The following is a 19329-nucleotide window of genomic DNA, read 5'->3' as shown; positions in this document are numbered from 1 at the left end:
AACTGAATGAGTAAAGATACAATTACACAAATACCCGATGCTGATTTATCAAGTGCTGGAGATGATTTTCATGTCTTATGGACTATGAAAAAAACTTTTGAACTTTTAAGTTTTGATAAAGATAGCCTCAAATTAATATATATAGAAGGGATTGAAAAAGAGTTGGCAAAAAAAACAGACCCAACTGGAGAAAAGCTCTTAGGTGTTGATTTAACAGAGTATTATGGTAACGAAGAGTTTGAAAAGGCGTCTAAAGTCGTGATTTCTCAATTGAAATACAGTACGCTTAGAGCTACCGAAAATTACACTTTTTCAAAACTCTATGAAAGTAAAAAAAGTGGTTCTTATGATGGCTCATTAATTCATAGGTTGGCTACTATTTTTAAAACGTTATTAGATGAGTATGGTAGAGATTTGGTTTTAAAGAAAGTTACTATAAAACTGGTTAGTAATAGAATGTTCAATATTAACCAATTGAACATTATAGGAAATATTCAGCAACACCTAAAAACGAATAAGCGAAAAATCAGCTTCAATAAAGTGCTAACGGATTTGTCAATAAACATAAGTTCGTTAAAGAAACTGCATAAAGCCTCAAAGCTAAACCTCACAGAATTTACTGATTTCTTTAAGTTGCTTGATTTTGAAGATTGCGGAGTAAATTCAAGATACAACTTAAAGCTAGAACTAATTAAAGCTATTTCTGACACTAGTAACAGTAGTAAAAGTCAGTACAATCAGTTGTTCCAGTTAGTTTGGAATAAAATGATGCCTGAATCAAGAAATCAAAGGATAATTTTGGTCACAGATTTAATAGCTAGTCTTGGTTTTAATAGTGGTAGTATCGAAAATTTATTTCCTGTAAGTCAAAAATTTGAAAAAATAGAAAACATTATTCTTCGAGAACAAATAAAAGGAATATTAGATACAATTGAGAATAACAATGATTCACTTCCTATTTGTCTTCATGGAAAAGCTGGTATTGGTAAATCAACAATCACTCAACAGATTCAAAAAGATGTACCTAAATATTCTGAATGCATAATATTTGATTGTTATGGAAAAGGAGCTTATCAGAATCCTGAAGATAAGAGACATTTACATAAATACGCTTTACTTCATTTATCTAATGAACTAGCAAAAAGATTAGGTGTAAATTTTTTAACTGATAGGAATGAATCAAATGAAGTTTATTTAAAAGAAATAAGAAAAAGAATTGTTAGAGGAATTGAAGTCTTAAAAAATAGAAATCCTAATGCTACGATAACTATAATAATTGATGCAGGAGATAATTGTGTAACTGAGGCTAATAGTAATGGAGAAAAAAACTTTGTAGAAGATTTATTAAGAATAGATATTCCAAAAGGTCTAAATTTAATTGTAACAACAAGAACTTTCAGAAAAGATATTCTGAACTTACCAGATAACTTTATTGATATAGAAATCGATCCTTTTAGTTTGAATGAAACAGAGAAGTTTATCAAGTCCTATTTCAAAAGTATTTCATTGGAAGAAGTACAAGAGTTTCATGAATATACTTATGGAATACCAAGAGTTCAATTAAATTCTATAGGAAGAAAGAAACAACAGATAGGTGAAATCATAAAATCTTTAAAGCCAAAAGGAAAAACTGTTGAAAATTTAATCTATGAAACAATTGAAGAAGCTAAAAGGAAAGTTGGGACGAGCGATAAACAGAAAGTTGATTCTTTTTTTCAACTTTTAATTACACTACCTAGACCAGTTCCTATTGATTATTTATCAAAAATATTAGATGTAAAAAAACCTTTTTTAGAAGACATTTCTTTAGATATATGGAGTGGTCTAATTTATCAAAATAATAATTTTGAATTTAGAGATGAGGATTTTGAAAATTATATAAGAAAGGAATATTTTTTGGATAATAAAGAAAAGAATAATCTTGCTGATGTTTTTTTATCTAAAGCAAAAACAGATTCCTATGCTTCAATTAATTTAGGATATATTTTATATAACTCTAATAGATATGAAGAGTTAAAAAGTATTGTCTTAAAAAAACAGTATTTAGAAGTTCCTGTTGATCCTATAAGAAGCAGAGAAATATATATTAGTAGAACAAAGTTGGCAATGAAAGTTTGTAAGGACAATGAAGACAACCTAACTTTTTTTAAACTAATACTTATTGCTGCTGAAGAGGCAAAAACAGATAAAACACTAACAACATTATTAACTGATTATCCTGATTTAGTTTCTAAATTTAATGACGATACTTCTCTAATTCGGTTAAAACTAAATTCTGATGAAAAGTCTTGGGCAGGTTCATTTCATTTAAAATTAGCAGGATATCTTTCAAGAAATCCAAAGAATAAAAAAGAAGCCCTTAGACATCTAAAAACTGCTAGAGATTGGATAAGTTGGAGGTTCCATTCAAATTTCAAAGAGGATGGAAACGATTATGAAAATAGATTTTCAATTTCTAGTATAGATATTGCTTATCAAGCTGAAGCAGTATTAAGGTTGTTTGGAGTTGAGGAAGCTATAAGTTCAATAAATCGATGGACTCCTAAAAATGTTAGATTGTCAGCTGGAGATTACTTAACAAATAATATTTTATCGTTAGATATCTCTAGTCAGATATCAAATTGGTTAAAGTATAATAAGTTTCGAATTGACGTAAAAATATATTTAATATGCAAACTGTTTAAGTTCGAAAAGAAAATTGACTTTAACTTAAATGAAATTGCTATGCATTTTCAAAAAATACTCTCCAAAACGAATATTAAATTTGAACAAGGTTTTCAGTTATGCATTGTCAACTTTTGTGAGATATTAGCTAATTACAAAATAAATGAGCGTACAATATTAGGGCTCTTATCACATCTTACATATTCAAAAATTAAAAGAACTCCAAGCTTTTATAGTCAATATGGAGACAGAGATGAGATAAGTGAAATGAATTTGTTTTTTAAAGCAGAATGTTTAAAACATTCATTAAAAAACAAAAAATTATCCCTTGAATATATTTATCCAAGTAAGTTTGAAAATATTGATAAAATTGAAGACTATAAGAAAAGAAATTCAATAGAAAGAGATAAAAAAGAGTTTAAAAGTTTTTTTAAGTATGCTGTTACCATATATCAACTAAGAAGTGATGTTTTCTGTAAAGTAATTAATGCAGAAGAAATTGCTAAAGAATTTGAGAGCATATGTGAGAGTTATAATAAGGATTATGATTTTCATTATACAAATGGATATCAATCTAAAGAGAGGCTGAATTATTTAGTTAGCCTTCTTGTTGAAATTATTACATTATCAAATAAAAAAGAATTAATAGAGAAGCTTAATCTTTCATTTAGTGGCAAGTCAAACCAATTGACTTATCGATTTTCGATTTTAGAAAAATTAATTCATTTAGAAGGTTTTTCTAATATAAACCTCACGTTACTTAATGAAGTTGATGAGCTAATTAAGAATAGTTCGCAGACATCACAAAACATGGTAGAGAACTATATTAAATGTGCTCTGTTAGGTAAGAACATTGATGATGAAACAGGAAAGTACTTTTTTAATGAGTCAATAAATGCAATTAATGAAATAGATTATGAAGCCACTTCAAAAATAAAGTGTCTCTATGAATTAACAAATTTAGGAATAGAAGAATCTAGCCCAAGATTAGCTTATGAATTTTCAAGATTTGTAGAATATGCTCATATAAAACTCCAAGGATATGATCATTTTCCTTATCACGCTGCTGTTTCAGGGATTTCAAATTTAGATATATCATCTACTTATACAATTCTTTGTAGATGGCATCATAGAGATGTCATTGATATATCAGAATACATTACTTTATTATTTCATAAATCTTTAGATAAAGGTTTCAGTACAGTTGAAGTTTTAAGTGCTTTATTTCATTTAAGTATATATCATTACCATTCAGATGATTTAATAGATTATCTTAAACTAATTCTTGCTAAGTATGATGAAAAAAGAGATGTAACAAATAAAACAAAGTTTATTCATACACTATTTAGAAACTTGACTTTAGTTAAAAATAAAAGTGTAATTGAAGTAATTTATGAAGAAATTAAATCAGGAGCTTTTATAGAAAAAGGTATTGTTAATGATCTAAAGCATTATTTAGATTTTAGAGAAAGTGTTGAGAAAGAAGAAAATTCGACATATATTAATGATTTCTCTAAAGAAAAATATAAACATAATATTGATTTATCTGCGATAGATATTTCATCTACAAAGAATTTAGAAAATTCAATTATTCAAATAATAAATCAAACCGAAAAACATAGTAATCGATGGGAAATAAACAATTTCTTATCGGATATAAAGAGTAACTGTTCTTCTAAAGAATATATTTCACATCTTGACGCATTGATAGATATAGACTCAAGTTTACTGAGCTTTTCTTCATTAGAAACAGCATTAAAAGAAAGATTAGAGGAATGGAATATTCATCCTGCGGTAAGGCAATGGAAAAAAACAAAATTTGATTATGTAATTTTAACTTGGTTCAAACATTTTGGTGATCAATATTTAAACATATTTAGAATTAAAAAATTGGCTAAAATGTTTAACATAGAAGATGTTGAATTAGCAGAAATCATAATTAAAATCATTCCAGAAAAAATAGAGTTTTTATCAGATGAATCAATTTATAACTCATTTCAATTAACAAATTTAAAGTTAAGTAAAAAAGAGAATGAACAATTAATAGATTGGTCTTTATCTCGTTGGAATCAAAATATAAGGTTAAATGAAAGCGATGGTATTTGGAATGAATCTTTAATTCCTCCAACCGATTCAAACGAATCAATTGCAGGCTTATTGAGATTCTTGTTAGGTCAACCAGACAAAAGTTTGAGATGGAGAGCAATACATTCAATTAGACAGCTTTTAAATTTTGGGAACAAAAACGTATTACAAATACTATTATCTCAACAAAATGAAGTTGATTGCTATCCTTTTCAAAATAAAAATTACATTTTCTATTGGATATCATCTAAGCTGTATTTGTGGATAGCTATTGAAAGGATTAGTAACGAAAACCCTAATTTATTAGAAGAGTTCAATACTATATTTCTAAATGAATTAAACAATGATGGATTACCTCATGTCTTGATTAGATTTTATATTAAGAGAACTTGTTTGAATTTATATAAGCATAATTCATCTATTTTTAATCAAGAAGAACTTATATCTATTAGAGAGTGTTTAGAAACAAAACTTAAAAAAGTACAGGAAAGAGAATATATTAATCAACCCAGCAGATATTCAAGAACTGAAAAAGAATGGAGGTTTGATTTTGATACTATGGATACGATTCCATACTGGTACAATGGATTAGGGGATATTTTCGGTGTATCTGGTTATAAGGTGGCAGACATTTCAGATAAATATATTGTTGAGAAATGGGGTTATACAGGAAACACAAGTAAAGATGATTATGCTAGGTCTAATCTTAGAGAAAGTGATTGGTCACTAACAAGAAATGACCATGGAAGTAACCCTGAAATAGAAGATTTAAGTATTTATTTTGAGTATCATGCTATGTTTTGTGCAGCAAACGACTTGTTAGATAACGAACCTCAATTAGAGAGAGATGAATGGGATACATGGGAGCATTGGTTAGACTCCAAATCTATTACGTGGGATAAGTTTTGGATTTCGGATTTGGTTGATCCAATTCCATTACAAGAAAAATTTTGGAAAATAGAATATGATAAATTTGATAAGACTTGGAGAGATAATATTAATGAGGATAAATTTGATAAAGAAATAGGCTTTACTGATTTTTATGATGATAGTTTTATAATTCCTCATGGATATTACAAACGCTATATGGGAGAAAATACAGAGTCAATTAACATTCGCTCTGCTTTAGTCTCAGAAAAAGGTTCAGAAGCATTATTAAGAGCTTTTCAGACTGCAAAAAATCATCATGATTATGCATTTCCAATAGAAGATGATGGAGAAAGGTTTGAAATAAATCAATTTGGTTTTACTTATAAGAGTTGGTTAAAATACGCTGAAGGAGAATCGGAAGGTTTAGATAAGCATGATTATTTGTACAAAGATATTGGATATAGTATTCCAATTATTGGAGAAAAAGTTCAAAAATTATTTCCTCTAGAGTATAGTAAGGATTTAAAGAAAGGTTTTTTAGAAAAAAAACAAATATCCATTTATGAAAATTGGAATGAAGTTACCGATAGAAAATATAGAGACTCAAATCAGATAGAAAGTAATGGGAATATTTTAAAAATAGATTTCAAATTCATATTAAAAATTCTGCAAAAAACGAATAAAAATATGCTTATAAAATGCCAAATTGAAAGGCAATTGAAAGAACATATTTATGATTACCAAAGTGATTTAAGACCATGGGATCAAACAAAAATATATTTATTAAAATCAGATGGAACAATTAAAGTACTCAGAGGAGAAAGTATTGAAATTAGGTAAGACTCTAATCTTAGAATTAGAACTTGATTATACAGGAAACACTCTTGCTAGATGGATGGCTCATTATATAGCTGAATTAATTCAAAAAGTTGAAACTTCAGAATCAGAAGAAGAAAAGGAACAGTTAAAAAAAGAATGCTGTGAGTTAATTCTCGAACTTTGGAATAAACGAGAAAGAGTACCTATAAAAAAGCCAACAGAAAGACTTAAGCCTATTATCTCTGTGTTGGAACTTTTAAAAGAAAACGAACATCCTTTTATTCCATTTATCCTACCTAGTAATTCAAAAAATATAAAAAGTAAAACTTGGTCTGAATTTTTAAAAGTGGTTAAAGAAAGTTCAGAAAGAATATTCAATAAATCTCTATTATCACTTATTGATGATAAAATTTTAGAAAAAGATAATCAATGGGTTGAAAAGCATGGAGAGTTTTTAAGCAATGAAGAGATAGTAATAATAAAATATTTAAATGATATAAATGAGGTAGAAATACAATTTGTAGATGCCGCAGATGATAAAATAGAGAAAAAAGATTCAGAGAAATTAGATGAGTTATTTAATCAATTAGAAAACTTTATTGATGAACAAAAAAATGCTCTTTTAAGCCTCAAAGCTGAGTTTAAAAAAGATAAATAAATTTAAGATGATGCGTAATACTTTTGTTTATTAAGATAAATTGAACACTTTTTAGGATAGTGTCAATGTATTTAAAAGCTGTTGCTTAGAATTAATAACACCAACAAAAAGACTAACCATAGATAGCTTAGATGCTGTCCCATCATCAATAATCTAAGATGCTTTTAATAATGAGGTATGCTCATTTATAAACACGCTAATTGCCTTTAAATCCTCCACCAAAAAGTTCGAACTTTGAATGTTCGCGGTCACAAAATCCCTTTCATTTATTTGGAAGGGATTTTTTGTTTGTTATATTTTTAAATTCATTGATAATATTCTCTTTTTAACTTTAACAAATGAGTGTATCACTTTTTATTTTTAAATTACCTTTGTGACAAATTAATTTAGTCTAATGAGATTGTGCCCGCAGACATTTTACTTTTTTAGAATATTACTAACTAGTTTAGTATTTTTTTTACTATTAGGTTGTGTTTCTGATAATCAGAGTTTTGCGGTCTTAGAAAAGGGTGTGATACATTTGAAAACGAATCAAGTTTCAAAAGCTAAAGAACTTGTCATTAAAGGAAATTCTCTTTTTTATTGGAAACAATGGCCTTTAACTGAAAAAGGTGTTTTTCAAAAGCAATTACTGACACAACCTGATACCATTCAATGGCCAACTGCTGTTTGGAAAAATAAAGGGTATAGTCCCAGAGGCTATGGAACATTTCGTTTTCGAATAGAATTAGAAAATTTTGAAAAACAACTAGTATTAAATTTGTCTAGAGTTTTAGGTGCTGCAGAAGTATGGGTAAATGGTACAAAGTATGAAGTTCATGGTCACCTATCCAAAATAAGTAGCGAGTCTGAAAATGCCATTCCACCGTTGTCAGTAGAATTACCAAAAGAAAAATCTTTGGATGTAATGATTTTGGTGTCAAATTTCAGCAGTCGTTTTGGCGGTGGATTTCCTCTTAAAAATACCATCACTGAAAAGGAAAGTTTTTATAAAACCAAGGAAAAAAGAGCAACACAAGAGAGTATCATTACGATCTTAATAATGTTGTTTGGTGTTTTTCAAATTATAACCTACACAAATTTTCGAAAAGAAAAGTATTTTTTATACTTCGGTCTTTTTTGTTTAATAGGAGGTTCAAGACAGTTGTTTGTTGGAGAGGCTTTTATTCTAAAGATTTTCCCAGAAATTTCTTTTGAATTGGTACAAAGACTTCGATATGTCTGTTACTATGGTGGTTTAGCGCTGATTTTCTTGTATCATCATTATCTGTTTTATGGTTACTTTTCCAAAAAAGTAGTATTGTTCTTTACACTGATTCCTTGTGTAGGAGTAATTTATGTGATAATATCCCCCATTTTTTATGGAACGTATAGTGCTCCCATTTTTCAAATTTTTGGCTTTCTAGACATCCTTCTATGGTACTGGTTAATAGGCAAAGCTATTATAGATAAGAGACCGTTTGCAAAATTTGTGCTTTTAAATGCTATTGTACTTACCATTGTATTTACAAATGATATGCTCAATGCAATGTTGATAATTCAGACTAAATTTTTGGTAAATATTGGACTTTTAACTTATGTAGTATTGCAGGTGTATTTAAATTATAAAATTGTAAATGCAGCGCAACTGGAACTAAAAAGGATGGCTAAGAAAGTACAGAAAAAAGAAGAAGAAATCTCAAAATTATTATTTGAATCATATCATCATTTAAAATCGAAACGAGAATTGGTAGATGATTTAAAGAAAACTACCTACGATGATAGTATATCTGTCGATGAAATCATAAAAAATCTTAGGTCAGAATTATTAGAGGATAATCAGCTAAATATCATAAAAAACGATATCGAAATATTAAATTATGATTTTATCCAACGTCTAAAAGCGAGTGCTCCAAAATTAACAGAAACAGACTTAGAGCTTTGTACCTACATCCACATGGGATTAAGCAGAAAAGAGATTGCCAGACTACGTCATATTACAGTAGAAGCCGTTAGGAAAGCCCGCTATCGACTGCGAAAAAAACTGGAACTTTCCGCAGACAAAGACTTAGAACATTTTTTAAATAATATTTAGTAATTCACTCAGTTGTTTTCTTTATTTACTATAAATATTTCTGACTTAGCATTAGAAAAATTACATCAAAAAAAGGTGTTTTTAGTTATAATTTCAGGCAAAAATTAGTCAGAAGATTAGTTGCATCAAGGTACTTTGCAGGTAGTGTTTTAAGAATGTCACCTTACTTCACATTTGACTAGACTCTTCATATTCAGTACTTTTTAAGCCTGTCCCTCTCATTGTCCCCCTTCATTTTTAGTTCGTATTAAGATTCTTTGTTTCTTTTGCTTACATGGTCATACAAGCTATGGCTATAACATCATAAGTCCCAAATAAAAACTTATCTACTTTACACATGAAAAAACAATTTTCACTTCTACTATTTCTTATCATAGGTGTTTTTGGTTTTGCCCAAGAATGCAGCATATTAATGACTCCTCTTTCCATTCAAGAACGCACTAATGAAGCTACGCACATTATTGAGGGAAAAGTCATGGCGAGTAATGCGTATTGGGATGTCAATAAACACAACATCTATACGGTACATACAATAAGTACATACAAAAGCTTTAAAGGTCAAAGTAATGTCACCTTTAAGGTAGTAACCAAGGGAGGAAAAGTTGATGATCATTTTCAGCTAACTTCTAGTTCAGCGCATCTTCAACCAGGAATGGAGGGTACATTTTTTATGAAAAATTTTAGAGGGCAACTCGCTATTGCTGAAAGCCTATATGAATTGGTTGGAGCAGCCCAAGGTGTTGTTAAGTATGACAAATTTACAGACAAAGCATCGGATACTTTTAGCAAATATTCATCTCTTGATGGCGAATTATATCCTTCCATTAGGCGAGCTACAGGATATATGGAACGAATACTTCAAGCACGACCTTTACAAAACAGAACTATGGCGATACTAGCAAACCCTATAGTTTATAGTTTTTCTCCACTAACAGCTACAGCAGGTACACAAACGGTATTTACCATTACAGGTACTAATTTTGGAACAGATACAGGAACGGTAAGTTTTACCAATGCTAATGATGGCGGAGCAACTTATACTACTGCGCTAGATTCTCAAATCCTGAGTTGGTCTAATACAGAGATTCAGGTTGAAATTCCGTATTTGGCAGGTACTGGAAGTATCGTCGTAACTAATACAGATAATAGTTCTACAACTACTACAGTTCCTCTTACAATAACATATAGTCATTTAAACGGAACAAATGGTACAGTAGATTACCCTTCAACCCTTCAAGATGACAATGGTAGCGGAGGTTTTACTTTTGACTATCATACCGATTTCGATACCAGCGCAGCCAAAACCTATTTTGAAGGTGCTTTCGAATTGTGGAATTGTGAATCTGGAATAAACTTCATTTTTGGGAGCACCACAAGTACTGATCAATCTATAGATGATGGAATAAATATTGTGCGTTTCGATAATGGAAGCGAACTTGCTTCAGGAGTCTTAGGAGAAGTGACAACCAGATATGCAGGTTCTTGTGGCACCACAGGCAGAGCTATAGTTAATGAGATAGATATTACCTGGAATGATAGTACCAACTGGTATTATGGTAGTGGAGATCCGTCTGCCTCTGAATATGATTTCAAAACGGTAGCCTTACATGAATTAGGTCATGCGCATCAATTAGGTCATGTGATTGATACAGATCTTATTATGCATTATAGTCTAGGTGCTGGTGAAAATAAATATAATTTAGGTACAGATGATATAAATGCATCGGTTTACACTATGAGTGTTTTTACACAATCTCCAGGTTGTAGTATTACTGAAATGAGCTCAATTACATTATGCTGTGACGATATTATTATTAATACAGCTCCGCAAGATAGTGATGCAGCAGAAGACGGCTCGGTACAATTAACAGCAGCAGCTACTAACTATGACAGTGTGCAATGGTACGTGAGTACCGATGGAGGAACGAACTATTCAACACTTTCAGATGATTCTAATTATTCAGGAACCAATTCAACCACCTTAACCATAAGCAACACACCATTAAGTTTTGATGGCTATAGGTATGCCGCTTATTTTACGAATGTTTGTAGTGAAACGTCTTCAACCAGTGCAGCAACACTAACGGTAACAGCTTATACTGCTATTCCTGATGCAAACTTTGAAGCTGCTTTGGAAGCCTTGGGTTATGATGATATCACAAGCGATGGAAAAGTGCCAACAAGTTTGATTGAATCAATTACAAGTTTAAATGTTGAAAACTTAAATATTTCCGACATAACAGGGATTGAAGATTTTGTGGCTTTACAAGAGCTAACCATTGCAGACAATTCTATAACCTCACTTGATCTATCCAATAATTTGGCAATAGAATCAATTTATGCTGGAAATAATCAGTTAACAAGTATAAATATCAGTAATAACACATTACTTGAAAGATTATGGGTGCATGAAAGTAACCTGACAAGTATTGATCTTTCAAACAATACTGCATTACAAGTTTTAAGTGTGAGTAATAACAATCTTACCTCTCTAGATGTGAGCAATAATACAGCCATATATAATCTGTTTGCAAGTTACAACTCACTAACAAGTATAAACGTTTCAAATAATACAGCTTTACAACAATTTCATGTCATAAGCAATTCATTGACTGCATTAGATGTTACGAATAATACATCAATGACCAACTTTCAATTTCATTTTAACAATCTCACGGAAATAGATTTAAGTAATAATCCAGCACTAAGTTTTTTATCGGGTAGAGATAATAACTTAACGTCATTAGATGTAAGTAATAATCCTGTATTGGCAAAAATATGGTGCGGAGGAAATGTCATTACTTCTATCGATATCACTAATAATCCGTTAATAACGGTTTTTCAAATGGGAGGTAATGCCTTAACCTATGCAAATCTTCAAAACGGAGCCAATACCAATATAACTGGCTTTAGTTTGGCTAACAATCCTAATTTAGAATGCATCACTGTAGATGATGCAGCTTATAGCACTACGAATTGGACTAGCGTAGATGCTACAACCAGTTTTAGTGAAGAAGAATACTGTTCTTATACTACGATTCCAGATGCAAATTTTGAAGCAGCTTTAGAAGCGTTGGGCTACGATGATATATCTAGTGATGGACAAGTCCCTACAGTACTAATTGAGGTAATTACGAATTTGAATCTATCTAACAGATCGATTGCTGATCTTACGGGAATTGAAGATTTCACAGCACTTCAAAAATTGAATGCTTCTGATAATAATTTAACTTCTGTAGATCTGACTAACAACACCAATTTGGAAGAATTAAACATATCTGATAATGTAAATTTGACAAGTTTGGATGTGTCTAGTTGTGTGTTATTAGAAAGAATAAACGCTGAAGATAATGCATTTAGCACGCTAGATCTTTCAGCCAACACGCAATTAGATGCTTTATTTGTGACGGATAACGATGCACTTACTGAAATTGATTTGACTACGAATTCGTTATTAAGGGTATTAACACTAGATAACCTAGACAATATAGCATCTGTAGATATAAGCCAAAATGTATTGATGGATTCTCTGAAAGTCACGAATAATATAATCTTGTCAGATTTCAATATAAAAAATGGTGCAAATACAGATATTTTCTTCTTTCTAGGAAATAATAATAGTAGTTTAACCTGTATTTTGGTAGATGATGCTTCGTATAGTACCTCTAGTTGGTCTGCGATTGATAGTCAGGCGAGTTTTAGTGATACGTATTGTAGATATACCGCAATTCCAGATGCTAATTTTGAAACTGCATTAGAAGCACTAATTACTGATGATGTTTCAGGCGACGGGCAAGTACCAACAGTACTGATTGAGGTGCTTACAAGTTTAGATGTTCGTACGTTAAACATATCAGACTTAACAGGAATTGAAGATTTTGTGTCTTTAGAAGCATTGTATTGTTCTGATAATAATCTAACATCTTTACATACATCCAATCTTGTCTCTTTACAAACCTTATGGGCGGTAGCTAATGATTTAACAACAATAGACCTTACAAATAATCCAGACATTACAGACATACGAATAGAAGAAAATAATCTTACTTCAATAGATTTAAGCAATCAAACCAACTTAGCCATTTTACAAATAGATCGAAACGAACTCACGTCAATTGATGTAAGTAACTCTCCTTCAATTACTCGATTTAGAGCCTACAGTAATACTATTTCAGTGATTGATTTATCAAACAATCCTTTATTACAAGAAGTTAGAGTATCTGGAAATGTGTTACTTTCTCTGAACGTTCAAAATGGAAATAATACAAACATTTCTAATTTTTCAGCCGATGATAATGAATTTCTAGAATGTATTCTAGTAGATGACGCTAGTTATAGTAACACAAACTGGACGGCCATCGACTCACAAACCATTTTTAACGAAACAGCATGCGCTATTGCGTATACAGCAATTCCTGATACTATTTTTGAAGCGACACTAGAAGGCTTAGGGTATGATGATATTTCTGGAGACGGACAAGTGCCTACAGTATATATTGAAGGAGTAACTTCATTAGATGTAAGTAGTTTAGGCGTTAGCGACTTAACAGGAATTGAAGACTTTACGGCATTGGTCGATTTAGATGCTGAGGTAAATAATTTAACGTCATTAGATTTGAGTACTAATTTACTTATAGAAACTATAGATTTAGATTCGAATGACCTAGTTACACTAACCTTACCAGCCAATGGCAGTTTAGTGACATTTATTTGTAATAATAACCCAAACTTAACTACTGTAGATTTTAGTGGAAATACTAATTTGCAAACCATTCAGTGTGGTAGTAATGGACTTACAAGCGTAAATCTAAACGGTTTAAGTGCGTTGAGTTCATTAGCATTGAGTGGTAACAGTCTGAGTACTATAGATATTTCATCGGCTACAAATTTGGCCACTTTTGTTATTGGAAATAATACTTTAACAAACATAGACTTATCTAATAACACGAGTCTTACCTATTTAAATGTAGAATCAAATAATCTAAGCAGTTTAGATATAAGCAACAACACAGCTTTAGAATATTTAATACTTTCAGAAAACAATATTACTTCCATTGATGTTTCCAGTCATACAGCTTTAGTATGGTTATATGCAGGAAATAATCTCTTAACAACGATTGATGTTTCTTCTAATATCTTACTTGAAAAATTATGGGTGAACGAAAATCAATTAACCAGCATAGATGTTAGTAGCAACATTATACTTAAGGAATTGGTATGTTATAATAATTCAATTACATCAATAGACGTTTCTGGGAATTCATTTTTATCATGGTTTTTGGTAAATGATAATGCGTTGACGAGCGTGAATCTCCAAAGCGGGAACAACACAAATATCACCAATTTTGCAAGTTATAACAATCCAAATTTAGCATGCGTTTTAGTAGACGATGCATCGTACAGCAATACCAATTGGACACTGATTGATAATACAACAAGCTTTAATGAGACAACTTGTTCTACTGAGTATACAGTGGCAATAGATGTCTTTTTACAAGGAGCTGCTTTAAACCCAAACACAGGTGAAGAAAATCTCATGCGAGACGATTTAAGAGTGGCTGGATTGATTCCAACCACAAGTCCTTATACCGACGGATTAACCTGTGAAGCAACAGTATTTGATACAACAGGAAACGATGCTATTGTCGATTGGATACTTATTGAAGTACGTGACGCTACAGACAATACAATCGTAGTTCATTCACAATCTGCATTGCTACAACGTGATGGTGATGTTGTGGACGTAGATGGCGTTTCGGATGTAACGCTTACATTAGATAGTGATACCTACTATATTGCCGTACAACACAGAAATCATTTAGGTGTTATGACAGCAACTGCAGTTACATTAATAAGTGGCTCTATCAACTTTACTGATGCAAATGCTGAGATTACCTATGGAAGCAATGCACAGACAAGTTCTGGTATGCCAAGTGACGTAATTGCCATGTGGGCAGGTGATTGTAATGAAGATAACAGCTTACAATATTCAGGAACGAGTCCAGATACACCAAATATTTTATCGGCAGTACTAAATGATGCTGGAAACTTTTTAAATTTCCCGACGTACAGTATCACAGCTTACAATACAAATGATGCAAATATGGATGGTATAATTCAATATTCGGGAACCAATCCCGATACACCTTTTGTATTACAAAATGTATTGGCGCATCCGAGTAATTTTTTGGGTTTCAGCACCTATCAAATTATTGAACAACTCCCTGAAAACACATCTAACTAATAAGAAATAATTGAGCAAAAACTCAAACTAACCTACACTATCATGAAAACTCAACAAATAACGATACTAGTCATAATTTTCATTGCATCTTTTATCTTTAAAGCGAATGCACAAGATGGCTATACCTATACATTAATAGATAATGGTTCCTACAATTACACTATTGGAGCTGTTCCAAATACGAGCTCAAACACTTTTGCAACTTCGGTGCAGAGTTATGGTTTTACCATTGTCCTACCAGATGGTGTAACGGCTAACATTACATCTTCGCTAGGAAATACTGCCAGTGCCACTTTTTTCGATGGAAATGCTGTTGGGCAATCAGCAATCGACGGATACCTAATCACAGAAACCTTAGGAAGTCCTGTGTCATTGGCAGCACCATCAGCAGGAACGACTTCTAATATAGTTACCATTCAACTTAATGAAACACCAACTTCGGGAACTATATATATATTAGAAAATAATTCCGCTTTAGCAACAACAGTAACAGCGCTAAAAAGTTTTATGCAAGCAGATATGGAAGATGATGGAATGGCAACATACTCGAACAGAGTCGACGCTAATGCTTCAGGAATCTCAGGGACTTCTTCGTATGATTTTTCTACACTTTTAGTAGAAACGAATGAGTTAGCAGAAATTTTGATTTATCCAAACCCTGTTAAAGACATCATCAATATCACAAATACGAATGGAAACTTAGTGAAAGCAGAAATTTATAATTTGAATGGACAAGTGTTGCTTACTAAAGAAAGTAATTTAACAACAATCAATATCAATAAATTACCAAGTGGAATGTACATACTAAAACTCTATGCAGATACAGCAAGTAAAACAATTAAAATACTTAAAAAATAATTTGATTCATATCTGTAAATAAGAAAATCATTTTCAAATCCTCTACCAAAAAGTTTGAACTTTGAAGGTTTGGGGGCACGAATAAATGAAAGGAGGCTGTCTAAAAAGTATTAGAAAGCGTCATTCTGAACTTGATTCAGAATCTCATTGTGCTGATATTTAATGATTATGACAAACCGAATCAAGTTCGGCTTAACTAAAATTCAACTTTTAAGACAGCCTCTTTTTTATATGCACGCTTGGAACTAATATTGTTTTTAGAGGTTTGATTTGTGGTAGTATAATGTTTAATTTATAATTAAAAGCTTATTAAGTTTGCTCATAGATTCGTCCCAAAGCGTAACAATATAAAGTCCTGATTTTAGTTGTTCTACATTAAATTCGTTCCTTAAATCATTCCATTTAGATACAATTTTACCTGATAGATCCTTGATTTCGACACGCGTTATAGTTTTGTTAGTATTAATTCTAAATGCTTTTGATGTTGGGTTAGGATAGAGTATAATATTATCTGTTATTTCTTCCTCAATCGAATCTGTGCTTAAGGATGCAGTACTGCCAACTTTCATTCCATTTCCCAAACTCGTTATCCATACCTCATCTAAATCATAAGGATTAAAAAAAATACGTATCGGATGTTGAAAAGTATAAGAGGTTATTCTATTAAAGTCAGGATTTACACTTGTTGCGTTAGAGGAATACCAGAGTCCTTCTGATTCTGTACTTACATAAACAATATTTGGATCTGTGGGATGTACAGTTGAAGATTCCACTCTATATGAGTCAAATACTAAATTCCAATTTTGGCCTCGATCAGTAGTTTTATATAGTCCGCCTTTATCATTAGGTGCTCCTCCCCATCCAGAATGTACAGATACGTACCAAGTATTTTGATTGATATCATTGGGATCAATATAAATATCTTTAGTCCAATAGTGCATGTCATCATCCATAGAGACATCCAACCAAGTAACACCTTCATCAGTAGAAATAAATACACCCGAACTGTTTGTAAAGCCATTATTTCGACGCGCAGACCAAGTAGATACTAATGTTCCATCATTCAAGACTTCAACATTAAAAGGATGTCCTTCAGTTCTTGTCGGTGCGGTTGTTTGCGACCATGAAGCCGAAGTCAAATTGTTTAAATCTGTTGTCTTATAAATACCTCCATTTATACTATTTACAACACTTACATACATTTTATTTGAATCGTTTGGGTCTAAAGCTAACCAAATTACAGGCATTGCAAAATCTTCAAGCATATTCCAAGTAACACCATTATCTGTAGAATATAATATTCCGCCTGTACCTCCATCAATTCGGCTATCAGTTAGGTAAGTACTTTGATACATATCATGAACAGAAGAAACAGCTGCAAATAATGTTCCTGTTGTAGGATGCTTGAGGACATCATAGACTGTATTATAATCAAGACCTGAAAAATCAAACGACCATTTATAACCGCCGTCAGTACTTCTGATAGCAGTAATATCAGTATAGCTTGCAAATATATTATTTGCATCTATCCATGTTAATTGCCAACTAGAGGTGTTTTCTAAACCATTTCCAGAATAGGCATTCCCTGTTGGAGTAGCACTACCAGACGAATTAGCATCTTCAGATTCAACATAGGCCTGATTCCAGGTTGCACCTCCATCTTCACTTACATGAGCAAATCCGAAGTCTGTAAATATAAGTTTGTTCGGGTCGTTTGGAGCTACATCTAGTCCAAATACGATTTCTCCATACCACCAATTTCGATCTCCATTAAAACCAGACCAGCCTGTTGTGATGTTTTGATTATTAGCTGTTAAAAATACCTCTGTCCAGTTTAAACCAGCATCTGTTGTTTTGTAAATTACAGGGAAATTTGTGGCGCTGTCTACGCCACCAACATAAAAAATATTATTATTGATTAAAGATGATGAAATAAAGAATAAGTAATGATTCGAATGAATGCCATTTGTTGCACTTTCCCAATTGGTAGCTCCTATTTCTAGAGTAATTAAATTACTATAAATATAGATGTCCAAAGGACGAATACCTGGATATAAATTTGTAGCCAGTGCGGTTGTTCCCATTAAGCGTACAGTTCCATTCTCTTTAGTTCCTGTAAAACTTAAAAAGCCTTCGCCTGTTGGTATCCCAGAAGTAGCATCAAGACTAAAGTTTGCGCCATTATCAATGGAAACAACAAGACCTATTTGAGTACCTACGTAAATATCAGTTCCATCCCAGAAAACTCCTGAGATAAAAAAATCTGAGCCATTATTATATACTGAAGTAAATGTATTCCCTCCATCTGTAGACATAAATAATTCTGAGTAAGAACTTACTAAAATACGATTTGTGTTATTTGGATCGGCAGACATAAACCAAGTTTCTCCGAATGTAGGATCATTGATCGAATTCCAAGTTTGACCAGTATCAGTACTTTTTACTGGATACCATGTTCCATTCAAAAAGTTAGCATTGACTGTATACAAAATAGTAGGATCACTTGTAAATTCAATGGGATGTATTCCTCCAGTAGAAATAATTTGTGAGTAATCTATTTCAGACCAACTCTGGCCAAAGTTAGCAGTATGAAAAACTTCGGTCATGTCACATTGAATATAAATTTCAGAAGCATTATGTGGACTTATTGAAGGAGCGAACAATGCTCCACCTCCTCCTATACCTCGACTATCCCAACTGCTTGGTTGTGCAAAGAGAGAAAATGAGACCAAAAGAAATACATGAAAAAATATAAATTTAAAATTCATACTTGGTGGGTTTTAGGTTAAGTTTCGTTCTAAGAAATTATTGTTTAAAAAGTGTTAAATTCCTGATTTTTAGCGTTGTACTAAAGGTAATATTTCTCTTTAACATACAGTTATTTTTAAAAGCTAAATTTTGTAAAATCCCATCAATAGTCTTTATCATCAAAAAATATTCCTCAATTAGCAAACTAATCGTCCTCAAATCCCTAACCAAAAAGTTTGGACTTTGAAGGTTTGTGGTTTACAAAACTTTCTTCAGTGAAAATTCTAGCTCTTTAATTCCAATTTTTAC

Annotated in this window: 6 protein-coding genes; 5 read left to right on the top strand and 1 reads right to left on the bottom strand. The window is 31.6% G+C overall.

Annotated elements, in window-relative coordinates; translation table 11 throughout:
• Positions 1 to 6 precede the first annotated feature (6 nt).
• From H2O64_RS08285 to H2O64_RS08265, 5 genes are all read left to right on the top strand, one after another.
• A complete protein-coding gene (locus H2O64_RS08285) occupies positions 7 to 6459 on the top strand; it encodes an AAA family ATPase (protein ID WP_187561719.1) in 6453 nt (2150 codons plus the stop codon).
• On the top strand, positions 6413 to 7096 hold the full coding sequence (locus H2O64_RS08280; RefSeq protein ID WP_187561718.1) for a hypothetical protein: 684 nt from the start codon (positions 6413 to 6415) through the stop codon (positions 7094 to 7096). The genes H2O64_RS08285 and H2O64_RS08280 overlap by 47 nt, the downstream gene beginning before the upstream one ends.
• 520 nt (positions 7097 to 7616) lie before the next feature.
• Complete coding sequence (locus H2O64_RS08275; RefSeq protein WP_187561717.1) at positions 7617 to 9170, top strand: 7TM diverse intracellular signaling domain-containing protein; 1554 nt, start codon at positions 7617 to 7619, stop codon at positions 9168 to 9170.
• Positions 9171 to 9507: 337 nt separating this feature from the next.
• The gene (locus H2O64_RS08270) at positions 9508 to 15414 is read left to right on the top strand and encodes a matrixin family metalloprotease (protein WP_187561716.1); all 5907 of its coding nucleotides are present in this window, start codon (positions 9508 to 9510) and stop codon (positions 15412 to 15414) included.
• 42 nt (positions 15415 to 15456) lie between these two features.
• Positions 15457 to 16272 (top strand): T9SS type A sorting domain-containing protein, encoded by an 816-nt coding sequence (locus H2O64_RS08265; RefSeq protein ID WP_215907141.1) that lies wholly within the window; start codon positions 15457 to 15459, stop codon positions 16270 to 16272.
• 287 nt (positions 16273 to 16559) lie between these two features.
• On the opposite strand, the gene H2O64_RS08260 is transcribed toward H2O64_RS08265, so the two are convergent.
• Positions 16560 to 19040, bottom strand: a complete 2481-nt coding sequence (locus H2O64_RS08260; RefSeq protein ID WP_187561715.1) for a T9SS type A sorting domain-containing protein — start codon at positions 19038 to 19040, stop codon at positions 16560 to 16562.
• Positions 19041 to 19329 lie beyond the last annotated feature (289 nt).

The organism is Kordia aestuariivivens, assembly GCF_014397005.1.
GTDB classification, from domain to species: domain Bacteria; phylum Bacteroidota; class Bacteroidia; order Flavobacteriales; family Flavobacteriaceae; genus Kordia; species Kordia aestuariivivens.
This window is presented reverse-complemented; position numbering and strand designations above follow the sequence as displayed.